16 protein-coding genes are annotated in these 14,170 nt (G+C 51.4%); 13 read left to right on the top strand and 3 right to left on the bottom strand.

Translation table 11 applies throughout. The features are described from left to right. Positions 1–6: 6 nt before the first annotated feature. Genes EDF78_RS00480 through EDF78_RS00490 form a run of 3 tightly spaced genes read left to right on the top strand, consistent with a single transcriptional unit; the run spans position 7 to position 2,071 of the window. A complete protein-coding gene (locus EDF78_RS00480) occupies positions 7–702 on the top strand; it encodes a DNA-binding protein (protein WP_133822235.1) in 696 nt (231 codons plus the stop codon). Then, positions 699–1,712 (top strand): DUF968 domain-containing protein, encoded by a 1,014-nt coding sequence (locus tag EDF78_RS00485; RefSeq protein ID WP_133822236.1) that lies wholly within the window; start codon positions 699–701, stop codon positions 1,710–1,712. Before EDF78_RS00480 ends, EDF78_RS00485 begins: the two co-directional genes overlap by 4 nt. Positions 1,713–1,726: 14 nt before the next feature. Continuing rightward, positions 1,727–2,071 carry an antiterminator Q family protein gene (locus tag EDF78_RS00490; protein WP_133822237.1) on the top strand — a complete coding sequence of 115 codons (345 nt, stop codon included), beginning with the start codon at positions 1,727–1,729 and terminating at the stop codon, positions 2,069–2,071. 49 nt (positions 2,072–2,120) lie between these two features. Here EDF78_RS00490 and EDF78_RS00495 read toward each other — a convergent pair whose 3' ends face one another. The 3 genes from EDF78_RS00495 to EDF78_RS00505 form a co-directional block, all read right to left on the bottom strand. Beyond that, the gene (locus tag EDF78_RS00495) at positions 2,121–3,317 is read right to left on the bottom strand and encodes a hypothetical protein (protein ID WP_133822238.1); all 1,197 of its coding nucleotides are present in this window, start codon (positions 3,315–3,317) and stop codon (positions 2,121–2,123) included. Further along, positions 3,310–4,347 (bottom strand): nucleoid-associated protein, encoded by a 1,038-nt coding sequence (locus tag EDF78_RS00500; protein WP_133822239.1) that lies wholly within the window; start codon positions 4,345–4,347, stop codon positions 3,310–3,312. The genes EDF78_RS00495 and EDF78_RS00500 overlap by 8 nt, the downstream gene beginning before the upstream one ends. Positions 4,348–4,638: 291 nt before the next feature. Next, positions 4,639–5,022 (bottom strand): hypothetical protein, encoded by a 384-nt coding sequence (locus tag EDF78_RS00505; protein WP_119822322.1) that lies wholly within the window; start codon positions 5,020–5,022, stop codon positions 4,639–4,641. Positions 5,023–5,167: 145 nt separating this feature from the next. Here EDF78_RS00505 and EDF78_RS00510 point away from each other — a divergent pair, with 145 nt between their 5' ends. The 10 genes from EDF78_RS00510 to EDF78_RS00555 all read left to right on the top strand — a co-directional run bounded on the left by EDF78_RS00510 (position 5,168) and on the right by EDF78_RS00555 (position 14,124). Further along, positions 5,168–5,548: a phage holin family protein gene (locus tag EDF78_RS00510; protein WP_131693179.1), complete on the top strand. Its 381-nt coding sequence runs from the start codon at positions 5,168–5,170 to the stop codon at positions 5,546–5,548. After that, the gene (locus EDF78_RS00515) at positions 5,535–5,822 is read left to right on the top strand and encodes a phage holin family protein (RefSeq protein ID WP_133822240.1); all 288 of its coding nucleotides are present in this window, start codon (positions 5,535–5,537) and stop codon (positions 5,820–5,822) included. The genes EDF78_RS00510 and EDF78_RS00515 overlap by 14 nt, the downstream gene beginning before the upstream one ends. Further along, positions 5,819–6,448, top strand: coding sequence for a glycoside hydrolase family 19 protein (locus tag EDF78_RS00520; RefSeq protein ID WP_133822241.1), 630 nt, complete (start codon positions 5,819–5,821; stop codon positions 6,446–6,448). Before EDF78_RS00515 ends, EDF78_RS00520 begins: the two co-directional genes overlap by 4 nt. 10 nt (positions 6,449–6,458) lie before the next feature. Continuing rightward, the gene (locus EDF78_RS00525) at positions 6,459–6,992 is read left to right on the top strand and encodes a lysis system i-spanin subunit Rz (protein ID WP_133822242.1); all 534 of its coding nucleotides are present in this window, start codon (positions 6,459–6,461) and stop codon (positions 6,990–6,992) included. Between the two features lie 36 nt (positions 6,993–7,028). Next, positions 7,029–7,523, top strand: a complete 495-nt coding sequence (locus tag EDF78_RS00530; RefSeq protein WP_133822243.1) for a hypothetical protein — start codon at positions 7,029–7,031, stop codon at positions 7,521–7,523. Positions 7,524–7,838: 315 nt separating this feature from the next. Then, positions 7,839–8,327, top strand: a complete 489-nt coding sequence (locus EDF78_RS00535; RefSeq protein ID WP_112166076.1) for a DUF1441 family protein — start codon at positions 7,839–7,841, stop codon at positions 8,325–8,327. Further along, entirely contained in the window at positions 8,327–10,429 is a 2,103-nt protein-coding gene (locus EDF78_RS00540) for a phage terminase large subunit family protein (RefSeq protein ID WP_133822244.1), read from the top strand. The genes EDF78_RS00535 and EDF78_RS00540 overlap by 1 nt, the downstream gene beginning before the upstream one ends. After that, positions 10,426–10,644 carry a hypothetical protein gene (locus EDF78_RS00545; RefSeq protein WP_112166080.1) on the top strand — a complete coding sequence of 73 codons (219 nt, stop codon included), beginning with the start codon at positions 10,426–10,428 and terminating at the stop codon, positions 10,642–10,644. Before EDF78_RS00540 ends, EDF78_RS00545 begins: the two co-directional genes overlap by 4 nt. Further along, positions 10,641–12,116: a phage portal protein gene (locus EDF78_RS00550; RefSeq protein ID WP_133822245.1), complete on the top strand. Its 1,476-nt coding sequence runs from the start codon at positions 10,641–10,643 to the stop codon at positions 12,114–12,116. The genes EDF78_RS00545 and EDF78_RS00550 overlap by 4 nt, the downstream gene beginning before the upstream one ends. Before the next feature lie 49 nt (positions 12,117–12,165). Then, entirely contained in the window at positions 12,166–14,124 is a 1,959-nt protein-coding gene (locus tag EDF78_RS00555; protein ID WP_133822547.1) for a ClpP-like prohead protease/major capsid protein fusion protein, read from the top strand. Positions 14,125–14,170 lie beyond the last annotated feature (46 nt).

Genomic DNA, 14,170 nt, shown 5'->3' on the forward strand with positions numbered 1-14,170 from the left:
GTGAGTATGTCGAACAGTTTGCTGTCAGGAAAAGTGGTAACGATGTCGAGCCGTGAGATTGCTGCGCTGGTGCAGAGTAAGCACAGCAATGTCAAACGGTCGGCAGAACGGCTAGTAGTTGCTGGTATTTTAAGCGCGCCGTTGGAGCACACCCCCTATCAACACGAACAGAACGGGGAAGAATATCAGGAGTACTGGTTCAATAAGCGCGATTCGCTGGTGCTGGTTGCCCGGCTGTCGCCCGAGTTCACCGCGGCAGTAGTTGACCGCTGGCAGGAGCTGGAATTGAAAAACCAGTTACCCCAGTCATTGCCCGAGGCTCTCCGCCTGGCTGCTGATCTGGCCGATGAAAAACAGGCACTTGAATCTCAGCTGGCGCTGGCGGCCCCGAAAGTGGAATTCGTTGATCAGTACGTCATGGCTAAGGGATCTATGGGATTTCGCGCGGTCTGCAAATTGCTGCATGCGAAAGAACCTGAATTCAGGATGTTCCTGCTCGAGAAAGACATTGTTTACCGGCTGGAAGGCCAGTTGACGCCAAAGGCCAATCATTTAGAGGCAGGGCGATTTGAGGTGAAAACCGGTACAAGCCTGAATAGCCAACATGCATTCCGTCAGGCGCGCTTCACGGCGAAGGGTGTTGAATGGGTTGCCGGGTTGTGGGCTGGCTATCTGCGACAGAGACAGGGGAACCCAGCGTGAGAGCATTACTGAAACCATACCCGCAGCGGGATCTGGGGATCGTGCTGTTACGGCCGCCGGGCGACCTGCTGCAGCATTTCAGCGGGAAACGCCTGTTGATCACCGATGAGCCGGCTGACCTGCGGGGCGTGGCAGACGGACTTGTACCGGTAGAGGCTCAGCCGTTATCACGTGATCCACGCCTTGCAATATTTCTTACATCAGAGCCGATTATCAACCTGGTTGGCGGGTGGGATGGCCTGACATTGTGGGTTAAGCGCAATCGCTGCTGCCAATGCACCGACTTTGGCGGCCAGTACCATCATCACGAACTGGTTCAGTCTCGCCGTGGGCGTGGCGTGGTGTCCCTGTGCTGGTCCCATGACAACGAATATCACGGGAAAGGATCCGTGAAACTTGATGCAGCGGCCCGGGCGAACGCCACTGAATTTGTGTCTGAGATGATCCGTGCACGCTCCCGGTTACCTGCCGGACACCAACTGACTTTGCCGGAGCTTTGCTGGTGGGCAATCAGTAACGGTCTGGCGTCCCATCTGCCGGAGGAAATTATCTGCGAGGCGCTGGGGATGAGATACCGGCCGCCTGGCGAACAGCTGAAGGAATCCGATATCAACCCCGGCGAACGCGAACCACGTGAAGTGCTGGCGAGCAACATCAAACCTGTGCTGGCGCTGGCCGTTGATCCGGAAACCCCTGAATCCTTCATGCTGCGCCCGAAACGCCGCCGGTACGAAAACACGAAATACACCCAATGGGTAAAGCGCCAGCCATGTTGTGCCTGTGGCAACGGGTCTGATGATCCGCACCACATTACCGGCAATGGCTTTGGGGGTATGGCAACAAAAGCGCATGACCTGTTCGTGATCCCGCTGTGCAGACGGTGTCATGACTCACTTCATACGAATACCCAGGATTGGGAAAACGAACACGGTACACAGGAACATCTGTTACTGACGACATTAGACCGCGCGCTGGCGATGGGTGTTATCGCTACCGGCAAAACAAAATAAGTGTGGAGAGAATAATGCGTGATATTCATGAGACTTTAGAACTTTGGGGAGCTTGGGCAGCAAGCGATAATAGTGGCGTTGATTTTTCCCCTATTGCGGCAGGATTTAAAGGGCTTTTGCCACAAACTTCTAAGTCACGTTTACAATGCTGCGATGATGAAGGCATTATGATTGATGGGTGTGTCTCTAAGTTAAAGAAATATAAAAAAGAAGAATACGAGTTAGTAATACTTCATTATGTATTTAATATTTCACTCAGGACAATTGCCAAAAGGCGTAAGTGTTCAGACGGTACGATTAGAAAAAAAATGCAAACTGCAGAAGGTTTTATTCATGGTGTGATGTGCATGCTTGATTGAAATATTATGAATTTGAATTAATCAATGGCGTTGATTAAATATCAACGCCTTAAGATAGCCATAATTTTAAAATATGAATGAAATACTGCATTTTTGAAAAGGCGGCATCAGTGAAATATAAGTATGCAAGGGACGTTAACACGCCTCCAGTAATCATTATCAATCCAACAGAGAAAAGTGCAATCTTTTGCAGCCTTAATCTGGAGAATAAATTTTCAAAGGTACCTTTAACATCCCCAGATAGCACATTGTAATCTCTATCTATCTGATTTTTCTTATATTTTAGTTCTTCTTTGATTGCATTAAGCGTCTGCCACTGATTACATAAAACAAGTAGCACTAAGAAGCAAAATACAATACATCCGATCATTATTGCACTATTAATGATAGCTTGACCGTCGAATGTTGTTGTGTGTTTTAATTGAGTTGCGACTATTACAGTAGCAACTGGAATGCCTAAAATATGATTCTGTATATCTGAAAATGTTTTGTGGATCTTTCCCATCTCTTCAACTTTCGCAGTCCTTAACTGATCAACGACTTTTTCATATGAAAAACCAGATACGAAAACTTTATATCCTTTTTCAAAGTGTTCATTCAATTGTGAAATGTTATTGAGCAAATAGTTGAAACTGGAAGATTTGGGTGTGTTCTCGCAAAGAGACTTAATACTATTACCAAGAATTGTTAATTTTTGCTCACGGTGCATGTCCTCCGCGAACATAGAGAAAAGTTTGTTTACTATATCTACGTTTAATAAATCTAAATTATGAGCATCATAAATAACAGGAATCTTCAATACCGAAGAGTCAAAAAAAACCAGATCGCAATTTATTTCATCGAGATAAGCTGCACTTTCTTTAAGTAAGTTTATTAACTTAAGAACAAGCTTATATTTTTTTATTGAAGCAGGTTCGATAGTATCTTTATTATAATAATCCAAGCCACTAATATAAAATCGTTTAGGTTCTTTGATTCGGTTTTTCGGGTTTTCTAAAAAATCGGAAAACTTTCGGTAAAATTTACCAAGATTGAAACGAGGCGGTCGTACATTGAGTAAGACCGTTTCACCCAAAGCAATAGTGCCTTGTTCAAGAGAAACGCCAAAGTCTCCGCTTTCAGGGAGGATATCATTTAGGATATCGCATTTTTCTTGAGAGTTAAGCAGCAAATGACCTTCAGAAGCATCTGAATCAAATACAATATCTTTGTATAATGTAACAAGATGCTCAAAGGTTCTATTCATCTTCTTCTTCGTTTTCTTCTGTCTCTGATAGTAGTTCTTTTCTTAACGGTTCTGGTATTTGAGATAAAATTAAGCGATCATGATCTTTATCATAGGTTACTGACCCATCCAATAGAGCTTCCCTATCAAATTTCAAGCTCCAATGTTGTGATTTACCCTTAAAGCTTACCAGATCCCGAATAACATTACCATCTGGCACAAAGCCATCTGAAAGTTGAAGGTCTTCATTCGATAACTTTTCAAGTAATAATTCTGGGTCTGAAGGCCAGAGTTCATTAGCAAAAGTTAATATATCAAAAGGCGTACCAGCCTTGCTGAGAGTCTGTAATTGATTATGAGCGTTGTTTAAAAATTCTTCCCTTTCGTCACCTTCGATATTATTCTCGCTGACAAATTCTCTAAGTGCATCCCTTAATTTTTCAGTTTCTTTTTTTGCAATGAGTATGTCATTACAACCCAGGAATTTTTTAAAATATGCAGAAACAGTATTTTGCCCTTTTAAGAAACTTATATATCTTTCTTTTTCATCCTGCCAAGAGGTTAGGTCAATCCTTCCTGCAACTCGTAGTTTTGAAATATCCAAATACTCACTATCTTCCACATCGAAGTCTTTTACAATTGAGCCGAGTGTGGCAGTCAGCAATGCTACTAAAAGGTAATGATGTTCTGCTATTTCAATATGAGCGATTAGCACAAAACCACCTGTAGACATTTGTTCACTATTTGCTCTGTCTCCTAAATGGTTTAGCATTCGCACACTTATGTTATAGAAATCTTGCGTTTTAGAGACAAAGTAATCGCTTGCTATGTTTCCCATAGGATAGCTATCGCGATCATCTTCAAAGCGCCCATACCCTTTGCCTGCCCGGCCAGAGTACTTGGCAGTAATATCATTAATTAACCGCCTTGAGGCTTCACGTACTGCCTTCTCATTAGGAGAGGGAAGAAGCTCTGGGATCCCATGTTGCTCTTTGTTCATTACATGCATCACCAAATGGTGGATAGCAATATCTTCTTGCTGTGTTGACATAAAAATCCTTTGTATATAAATGTTTTTCTTATAATCCCAACTTGAAACTATTAGTTAGAAATTTTGTTAGGGGTGAAATATTCTTCAGTAACACTAATATAGAGAATATTTTTCATAAAACCACTAATGCGTACGCAAAAAACGTTGTAACGTGTTAAGAGTGGTCACGTAGTCACAAAGCTTAGACAATCTCAAAACCCCATTTTGGCGGGGTTTTGTTGTTTCTGGATTTGAATGTCGAGGAGTATGAACTGGTAAAGCCTGGAGCAGGCGAGGCGTAATAAGAACATATTATTTCGCAAACTTAACCATACAAAGTATATCCGCCATGCCCGAAGCTAAACTGTTACCACCTTTAACATAATCAAGTTTAGCAACGAACTCTCCCGAAGGAGTATAAAGAGTGACGGCACCATAGCCGTTTTGGCAGTCCTTATCCAAAATTGTGAACTTTCTATAGTTCACTGTTTTATCATTATTATTAGCCTTGGGAACGTTCTGAACGAGCATAGACCTGATGCCATTTTCCAAATTTCCCGATTGATCTTTGACATAATAATCAGAATCCTCAGTGCTATTTGAGTAGGTCCAACCTGGAAAGCTTTTTTGGGCTTCTGCATGACCAGTCAGGGTTGCACTCATTAAAACCAAACCCAAAACCCAAGTGATTTTCATAGACTCTTCCTTTTTTAAGATTTTTCGTATTGTTAGCACTGATTTATCATAAATTTCTTTTTAATTCATCATCCGAAGCATTTATGCGGTTTTTTATGCCCTCAATTCGGTTGTGAGGACACCTACAGCGATAAGGGGTTTATCAATGTCCGAGCCGGTTTCAGCTTCAGCTGCTTCAGCGGCGCTTGCCACCGTCGGTGTCTTCGGCTGGTTCACCGGTCTGGATTACGGCGTGGTGTTCGGTGCCTTTGCTGGCGCTGTGTTCTACGTCACGTCAGCCGTTGACCTGTCAGCGTGGCGTCGCATTTCGTATTTTGGTGTTTCATTCATGTGTGGCCTGCTCGGTGCCGGTGTTGCTGGCGCTAAGCTGGCTGTCTGGCTCAGTTACCCTGATAAACCATTGGATGCCTTGGGAGCGGTGATCATCTCCGCACTGGCGGTGCAACTGCTTACGTTCGCCAGCAACCGGGCAAAGAACCCAACATCACTGATTGATCGGTGGAGGGGGCAAAGTGGTAATAAATGACCCGCTGGTAATCCTGAACGTGGTGGTGTGTACGTTGGTGGTTATCCGGCTGAGCTTCTTTCGAAAGAATGGGGCCACACATCGCCGCTGGGCGTCGTGGCTGGCCTACCTGCTGATCCTGATTTACGGCCATGTCCCGCTGCGCTTCCTGTTCGATCATTACGATGGTACGCGCTTAGCCATCTTCTTACTGAACGTCGTTATTTGCATCGCGTTATTCGTCACGCGCGGCAACGTGGCGAAAATCATTAAAGTCCTGAGACTTCCGCAATGACAAAAGACCAATTTACCCGGGCGGCTTCACTTAGCGCCGACTTAGCCACGCGCTGGTATCCGCACCTGGTATCAACGATGGCTGAATTCGATATTTCTACTCCAGCACGTCAGGCGGCATTTATTGCTCAGGTTGGGCATGAGTCTGGTGGCTTTAAGAAGCTGTGGGAGTCTTTCGACTATTCCGTTGAAGGTCTAAAAATCTTCGGAAAACGGCTCACAGACTCTCAACGTCAACAACTCGGACGGCAAATTGGTGAGCCGTATGTGCCCATGGAAAGGCAGAAGGCTATTGCTAACCTCGTCTATGCAGGCAGGTTCGGTAATAAAGCCGCCGGAGACGGTTATAAATTCCATGGTCGTGGCCTGAAACAAATCACGTTCCTCGATAACTACCTGGCCTGTGGGCGCGCGCTGGGTCTTGATTTGATCGGAAGTCCAGATCTGTTGCATCAGCCGGAATACGCGGCGCGGTCGGCGGGCTGGTTCTGGAAGGCCAATAACTGCAACAGCTTTGCCGACTCCGGCGACTTTGTGGGGCTGACCAAACGCATTAACGGCGGTGACAACGGTCTGGCTGATCGTCAGGCCCGATATGCTGTCGCCAAAAAGGCATTAGGCATCTGAGGATCCCCTAGTGGAAACATCGCTGTTTACTGCTCTGCTGAAGGCTTACTGGAAAACGGCAGTCGCCATTGTGCTGGCCGCCGCGCTGGCCTGGTGGATTGAAGGGCTGCGCTGGGACGCCGACGTTTCCAAACGCAATGAAGCCCACACCGCCGCGTTGAAGAAACAAAGCGATCAGGCAGTGATTGACCTGACCAACCAGCAGAAGCGAACCGAAGCGGCACAGGCCGCGCTGGCGGCGCTGGATGCTAAGCACACGAAGGAAATGGCAGATGAACAGGCCAAGAATGACCGTTTGCGCGCTGATGTCGCTGCTGGTACTCGCCGGGTGCGGATCGCGGCAGCAAACCTTGCCACCAGCCAGCTCATCCGGGACACAACTTCCGGCACCGGCAGCCTGGGCGATGCAGTACAAATCGACCTCACGCCAGCAGGTGGATCAGCTGTTCTCAGTCTCAGAGAGTCTACCAGCAGAGACGACCAAGTGATCCAGTATCTTCAGGGCTATATTGCGGAAGTGGTCAAACAACGTTCTATAAAATAAGATAAGCTTTCAGCAAACTTGTTAATCGGTTTTAAAATGGAACAGTTTACTAATTCTATAAGAGCGAGCTTGCAAGCTAGCAACTGGTATGGGGCTTTGTTTATGGCGTTATCAATGCCAGATATATGTGGAGCTTTAGAAAACCCGATGGCCGGCAGTAGGGCACGCTATAGGAAATGGTTCAACGATCATCTGAAGCCTTTGTATGACCTTGAGACAATGCCTGAGGCTTTACGTTTTAACGGTGCTGACTGCTATTCATTTCGATGTTCATGCTTGCATTCTGGTATGAATCACGAAACCAAGGACAGGACAAGGAAGTTTATTTTCACCCCCCCACCAGGGGGAGGAGGTTTACTTCATAGAAATTCGGTTCATGGATGTTTGAGTCTCCAAATAGATATTTTCTGTCGAGATGTGGCAAATCAGGTTGATATTTGGAAGGAAGCCCAGAATGCTAACCAAGATGTCCAGTTTCGAATTTCTGAACTTATGCAAATACGCTGGCCTGATGGGCGTATAGCATTATGAGATAGGCCGCCTACGGGCGGTTTTTTTATGTCAATAAAAAGGTGCTTCATTATGAAAGTCACTATTGATGGTGACCAATATGCGCCTGTGTGCAATTCGGGTAACAATGCAATGCCAGTCCTGAATTATAGTGTCAAATGAAACTATTAGCAATGAAAGGTACTCCCGACAGGGGGCCTTGCCACGGGGCGACGGACTCGCGGAAAACGGCTAGTTTTCGCGATCTAGGGTCATCATCATCATCTGTGCAGGTTATTGATTTTGCAGTATGCGAAATTGCAAAGATGTCGAATCGTTTAAAAAGTGTTCACCATCATGGACCAAGAAATCGCCTCGCTCAAACTGAACATCAACCAACTTGCAGGGATCACCGGTGTGCATCGGCAGACGGTCGCGGCGCGCCTGAAAAACGTCGACCCCGCACCGGGCAGTAACGCGAAACTGAAATTATTTTCCGTCACCGATGTGTTAACCGAATTGATGATCCCGACGGTTTCTGGCGACGTGGCAGAAATGACGCCGTCCGACCGGCTGGCGCACTGGAAAGCCGAGAATGAGCGTCTGACCTTTGAACAAAGCATGGGGCAGCTCATCCCTGCAGAAGATGTGGCAAGAGAGTTTTCAGTGATGGCGAAAGCCGTGGTTCAGGTGCTGGAAACGTTGCCGGACGTACTCGAGCGAGATTGTGCGTTACCGCCGTCCGCCGTGATGCGTATACAAAATATTATTGATGATCTGCGTGACCAGATTGCGCAGAAGGTCACTGATGCAGAACCGGAGGAGGACACGTCTGAGGAGGACTGATGGCAAAGCGGGCTTCAGCGCGTGGCATCCGGAGGGATGTACCGGGCATTCTTCGCGCACCGCGGCGCATGCTGGTTGCCGATGCGGTCAGCCAATATATGCGCGTGCCGATGGGGGCGGGAAACTCCGTTCCCTGGGATCCGAATTTGGCACCGTATGTTGTCGACCCCATGAACTGCCTGGCATCCCGCGAGTACGACGCCGTGATCTTCGTCGGTCCGTCCCGAACAGGTAAAACCATCGGTCTGATCGACGGCTGGATTGTTTACAACGTTGTCTGTGACCCTTCGGATATGTTGCTTATCCAGATGACGGAAGAGAAGGCGCGTGAGCACAGCAAAAAGCGCCTTGACCGGACCTTTCGCAGCAGCCCTGAAGTGGCTAAACGCCTGAGCCCACGCCGTAATGATAACAACGTATACGACCGGACATTCCGGGCAGGGAACTACCTCAAAATCGGCTGGCCCTCTATTAATATTATGTCCTCGTCCGATTATAAGTGCGTTGCACTGACGGACTATGACCGATTCCCCGAAGATATTGACGGTGAGGGGGACGCTTTTACGCTGGCCTCAAAACGTACGACGACATTTATGTCTTCGGGCATGACGCTGGTGGAGAGCTCACCGGGTCGCGATATTCGTGATACCAAATGGCGCCGCAGTTCACTGCATGAGGCGCCGCCGACCACCGGCATTCTTTCTTTATATAACCGTGGCGATCGCCGACGCTGGTACTGGCCTTGTCCGCACTGCGGCGAACACTTCCAGCCCGCGAAAGACGTAGTGCAGGGTTATCAGAATATTGCCGACCCTGTGGTCGCCAGCGAGGCGGCATTCATAGAGTGTCCGCATTGCCGGGGAAAAATTACAGCAGGGCAGAAGCGCGCACTTAATCAGAAAGGTGTCTGGCTTCGCGACGGTGAACAGATTGACCGTCATGGCACTGTCACGGGAACGGCCAGACGATCGCGCATTGCGTCATTCTGGATGGAGGGACCCGCCGCGGCGTACCAAACGCTTTCGCAGCTGGTCTACAAATTGCTGTCCGCTCAGCAGGACTACGAGGCGAACGGAAGTGAAGAAACCCTTAAAGCGGTGATCAATACTGACTGGGGTCTGCCTTATATCCCTCAGTCCAGCGTTGAGCAGCGCAAATCCGAAACCCTGATGGCGCGCGCCTCGACCGTGACCAAGCGCACCGTGCCTGACGGGGTGCGTTTTCTGGTGGCGACCGTTGACGTACAGGGCGGACGCAACCGGCGGTTCGTTGTGCAGGTGATCGGCTATGGCGCCCACGGTGAGCGCTGGGTCGTTGACCGATACAACATTAAACAGTCGATGCGCACGGGGCCGAACGGCGAAAGCTTGCCGATTGACCCGGCTGGCTATCTGGAAGACTGGGATTTGCTGCGCACGGACGTGCTGGATAAGCAGTGGCCACTCAACAGCAATCCGGACGTTTCTCTGCCCGTGCTGGCGATGGCGGTCGACTCCGGCGGTGAAGACGGTGTCACCGGCAATGCATATGAGTTCTGGCGCCAATGCCGCCGCGATGGCGTGCACAAGCGCGTTTATCTCTTCAAAGGGGACAGCACCACCCGCAGCAAGCTGATCACCAAGTCACTGCCGGACAATACCGACCGACCAAACCGCCGGGCGGAGGCCCGCGGTGACGTGCCGCTTTACCTTCTGCAGACCAACATGCTCAAAGACCGGATCAGTAACGCCCTTCAGCGCGATACGCCGGGGGCTAACTACGTCCACTTTCCTGACTGGTTGGGGGAGTGGTTTTATGACGAACTGACCTATGAAGAACGGGGCGCTGACGGGAAGTGGACTAAGCCGGGCAAGGGGGCCAATGAAGCGTTCGACCTGATGGTTTATGCCCATGCACTGGTGATTTTGCGAGGATATGAGCGGATAAACTGGGGAAAACCGCCTTCGTGGGCGCAGCCTATTGAACAATCCACACCGAGCACGCAGTCAGAACCGCCAGCCCTGCCAGCCCGCAGTAACCATCCAAAACCGAAACCAACCCGCGCCAAGACAGAGGATAAACCTTCTGCCTGGGCGCCATCGACATCAGGAGGCTGGGTATGAATCAGGCCGATATTGAAGACATGATCCAGCAGTATATGACCGCCGAGCGCGCCGTTCTGCAGGGGAAATCCATCACGTTCAACGGGCAGTCCATGACGATGGAGAACCTGAGCGAAATCCAGAAGGGGCGAAACGTCTGGGAGCGACGACTCAGCACGCTGCTGGCGTCACAGCGCGGGCGACCGCAGTACCGGCTGGCGAGGTTCCCGCGATGAGCCTGATTGATGACGCAATTGGCCTTTTTTCACCCGGCTGGAAGGCATCCCGCCTGCGTTCACGCGTGGCAATAAACGCCTACGAGGCGGCATTACCGACGCGCACGCACCGGGCGAAGCGCGAAAACCGCAATGCCAACCAGCTTACCCAGTTCGCCGGACGTTCGATCCGCGAGCAGGCGCGCTGGCTAGACAATAATCACGATCTGGTGATCGGCCTGCTGGATAAGCTGGAAGAGCGCATCGTCGGCGCGCGGGGCATCGTTGTTGATCCTCAGCCTATCCTGAAAACTGGGCTGGTGGCCGATGACCTGTCCAAACAAATACGTGCTGCGTGGGCGGAGTGGTCTATTTCTCCCGACGTTACCGGGCAGTTTACCCGCCCGGTCCTTGAGCGTCTGATGGCGCGAACCTGGCTGCGCGACGGCGAGGTTTTCGGGCAAATGGTTCGGGGGACCGCACCCGGACTGACGCCCACGGCCAACATCCCCTTCTGGGTCGAGGCGCTGGAGCCGGATTACATTCCGCTTGAGATGAGCGATACCGGCAGGGGGATTTGCCAGGGTATTTATCTCAACAGCTGGGGATGCCCGACAAAGTACGTCGTGTATAAGAATCTGGTGACCTCCGGCGTGGCGCTGGGTAACACCAAAGAAATCGCCGCAGACGGCATGATGCACCTGAAATTCATGCGCCGTCTTCATCAGGTGCGCGGCAATAGCCTGCTCTCCGGCATCCTTATCCGCCTGAGTGCGCTGAAGGAGTACGAAGATTCTGAGCTGACCGCCGCCCGCATTGCCGCCGCGCTGGGCATGTACGTGAAAAAAGGCGACGGCCAGACATACGGCGACGAAGGTAATGACAAAGGTCCCCGTGAGCTCAACATCGAACCCGGCATGCTTTTCGATGAGCTGGCGCCGGGTGAAGAGATCGGGATGATTAAATCAGACCGTCCCAATCCTAACCTTGAGACGTTCCGCAACGGTCAGCTCAGGGCTGTGGCCGCCGGCAGCCGCAGCAGCTTTTCCAGCATCTCCCGCAACTATAACGGTACCTACAGCTCCCAGCGTCAGGAGCTGGTCGAGTCCTTTGAAGGGTACGGCATTCTTCAGGATGCGTTTATCGCCGCCGTGACCCGCCCGATGTACCGCAGCTGGTTGCAGATGGCCATCACCGCGGGCGTGATCAACGTGCCCCCCGACGTGGACACGGCGACGCTGTTTAACGCCGTGTACAGCGGACCGGTCATGCCGTGGATTGACCCAATGAAAGAGGCCAATTCGTGGCGCGTGCTTTTGCGCGGCGGGGCGGCAACGGAAGGTGACTGGATCCGGGCGCGCGGCGCTAATCCGGGCGATGTAAAACGCCGCCGCAAGGCGGAAGTCGACGAAAATAAAGCGTTAGATCTGGTCTTCGACACGGATCCGGCAAACGATAAAGGGGAAGCCAGTGCGCAAGAATCCAAGAAATAAACTGAGTGTGTCACCCAAAGCCTCGGCGGGCGATAAAAGCTGGTTCCGCATGAAGGCCAGCGGTGATAAGACCGCCGATATTTATATTTACGACGAGATTGGTTACTGGGGCGTGACGGCCCGCCAGTTTGCCAGCAGCATGAAAGCGCTGGGCGACCTCGACCATATCAACCTGCATATCCATTCACCGGGGGGCGACGTCTTTGACGGCATTGCCATTTACAACCTGCTGAACAGCCATACGGCCAGCAAAACCGTGTATATCGACGGCCTTGCCGCCTCGATGGCATCGGTGATTGCGATGGTGGGCAACCCCATCATCATGCCTGAAAATGCCATGATGATGATCCACAAACCCTGGGGGATCACCGGCGGCGACGCCAACGACATGCGCGACTACGCCGACCTGCTGGATAAGGTCGAGGCCGTGCTGATCCCGTCCTATGCCAAAAAAACCGGTAAAACCTCCGACGAACTTTCCCTGATGCTGGGTGAGGAAACGTGGATGACCGCTCAGGAATGCCTTGAGCACGGTTTTGCCGACCAGATCTCTACCGCGGTGCAGGCAATGGCCCGCATTAATTCAAAACGTATCGAGGAATTCGACGCTATGCCAAACGCACTGAAAAACATGATCACTAAGCCGAAAGCGACCACCCAGAACCCGCCGGCGCCGCAGAGTCCGCCCGCTGCCCCGGTTGTTCCTGCCCCCGCCGCGCTGGATGAAAATACCATTCGTAATCAGGTGATTGCGGCACAGAAACAGCGCGTCACGGGGATCAAAGACCTGTTCGCGATGTTCGGCGGCCGCCATCAGGAATTGCAGGCGACGTGCATCGAAGACATCGACTGCACGGTCGAGCAGGCCAAGGACAAGCTGCTGGTCATGCTGGGCAAAGACGCCAGTCCGTCGAATAAAAACGGCGGCAATGCGCACATCTACGCAGGGAACGGTAACTTTACCGGCGACGGTATCCGTCAGGCGCTGATGGCGCGCGCGGGCTATGAGGACCGCCAAAACGACAACGTCTACAATGGCATGACGCTGCGCGAATATGCGCGCATGTCGCTGACCGAACGCGGCGTCAGCGTGGGGGCGTTCAACCCGATGCAGATGGTCGGCCTTTCCCTGACCCACAGCACCTCTGACTTCGGCAATATCCTGCTGGACGTGGCGAATAAGTCCCTGCTGCAGGGCTGGGAAGAGTCGGAAGAGACCTTCGAAGCCTGGACGAAGAAAGGGCAGCTCTCCGACTTTAAAACGGCACACCGCGTCGGCATGGGCGGCTTCCCGTCGTTGCGTAAGGTGCGCGAAGGGGCGGAGTACAAATACGTGACCACCGCAGATAATAGCGAAACCATTGCGCTGGCCACCTACGGTGAAATCTTCTCCATTACCCGTCAGGCCATCATCAATGACGATCTGAACCAGCTGACCGACGTGCCGATGAAAATGGGGCGCGCGGCGAAGGCCACCATCGGCGATCTGGTCTACGCCGTGCTCACCGGCAACCCGAAGTTATCCGACGGCAAGGCGTTGTTCAGCAGCGATCACAAAAACCTGGCAACCGGCACCATTGACGTCACAACTCTGGATGCGGCTCGCCAGCTGATGCGCGTGCAGAAAGAGCCGACCACCGGGCGCACCCTGAACATTCGCCCAGCCTTCCTGCTGGTGCCGACCGCGCTTGAGACGGTCGCCAACCAGACGATCAAATCAGCCAGCGTGAAAGGGGCTGACGTGAACGCCGGCATCATCAACCCGATCCAGAACTTTGCGACGGTTATCGGTGAGCCACGCCTCGATGATAACAGCGCGAAAGCCTGGTATCTGGCGGCGGCGCAGGGCATGGACACCATCGAGGTGGCTTACCTGAACGGGGTCGAGCTGCCGTACATCGACCAGCAGGAAGGCTTCAATACCGACGGCATCGCGACGAAAGTGCGCATCGACGCCGGCGTGGCGCCGCTGGATTACCGCGGCCTGGTCAAGTCCAGCGGCCAGTAACATTTCCCCGCGTTACCTTCACGCCCGTAAGGGCTTTTTTTATACC

It is taken from the genome of Rahnella sp. BIGb0236 (assembly GCF_004364755.1).
Classification (GTDB): Bacteria; Pseudomonadota; Gammaproteobacteria; order Enterobacterales; family Enterobacteriaceae; genus Rahnella; species Rahnella victoriana.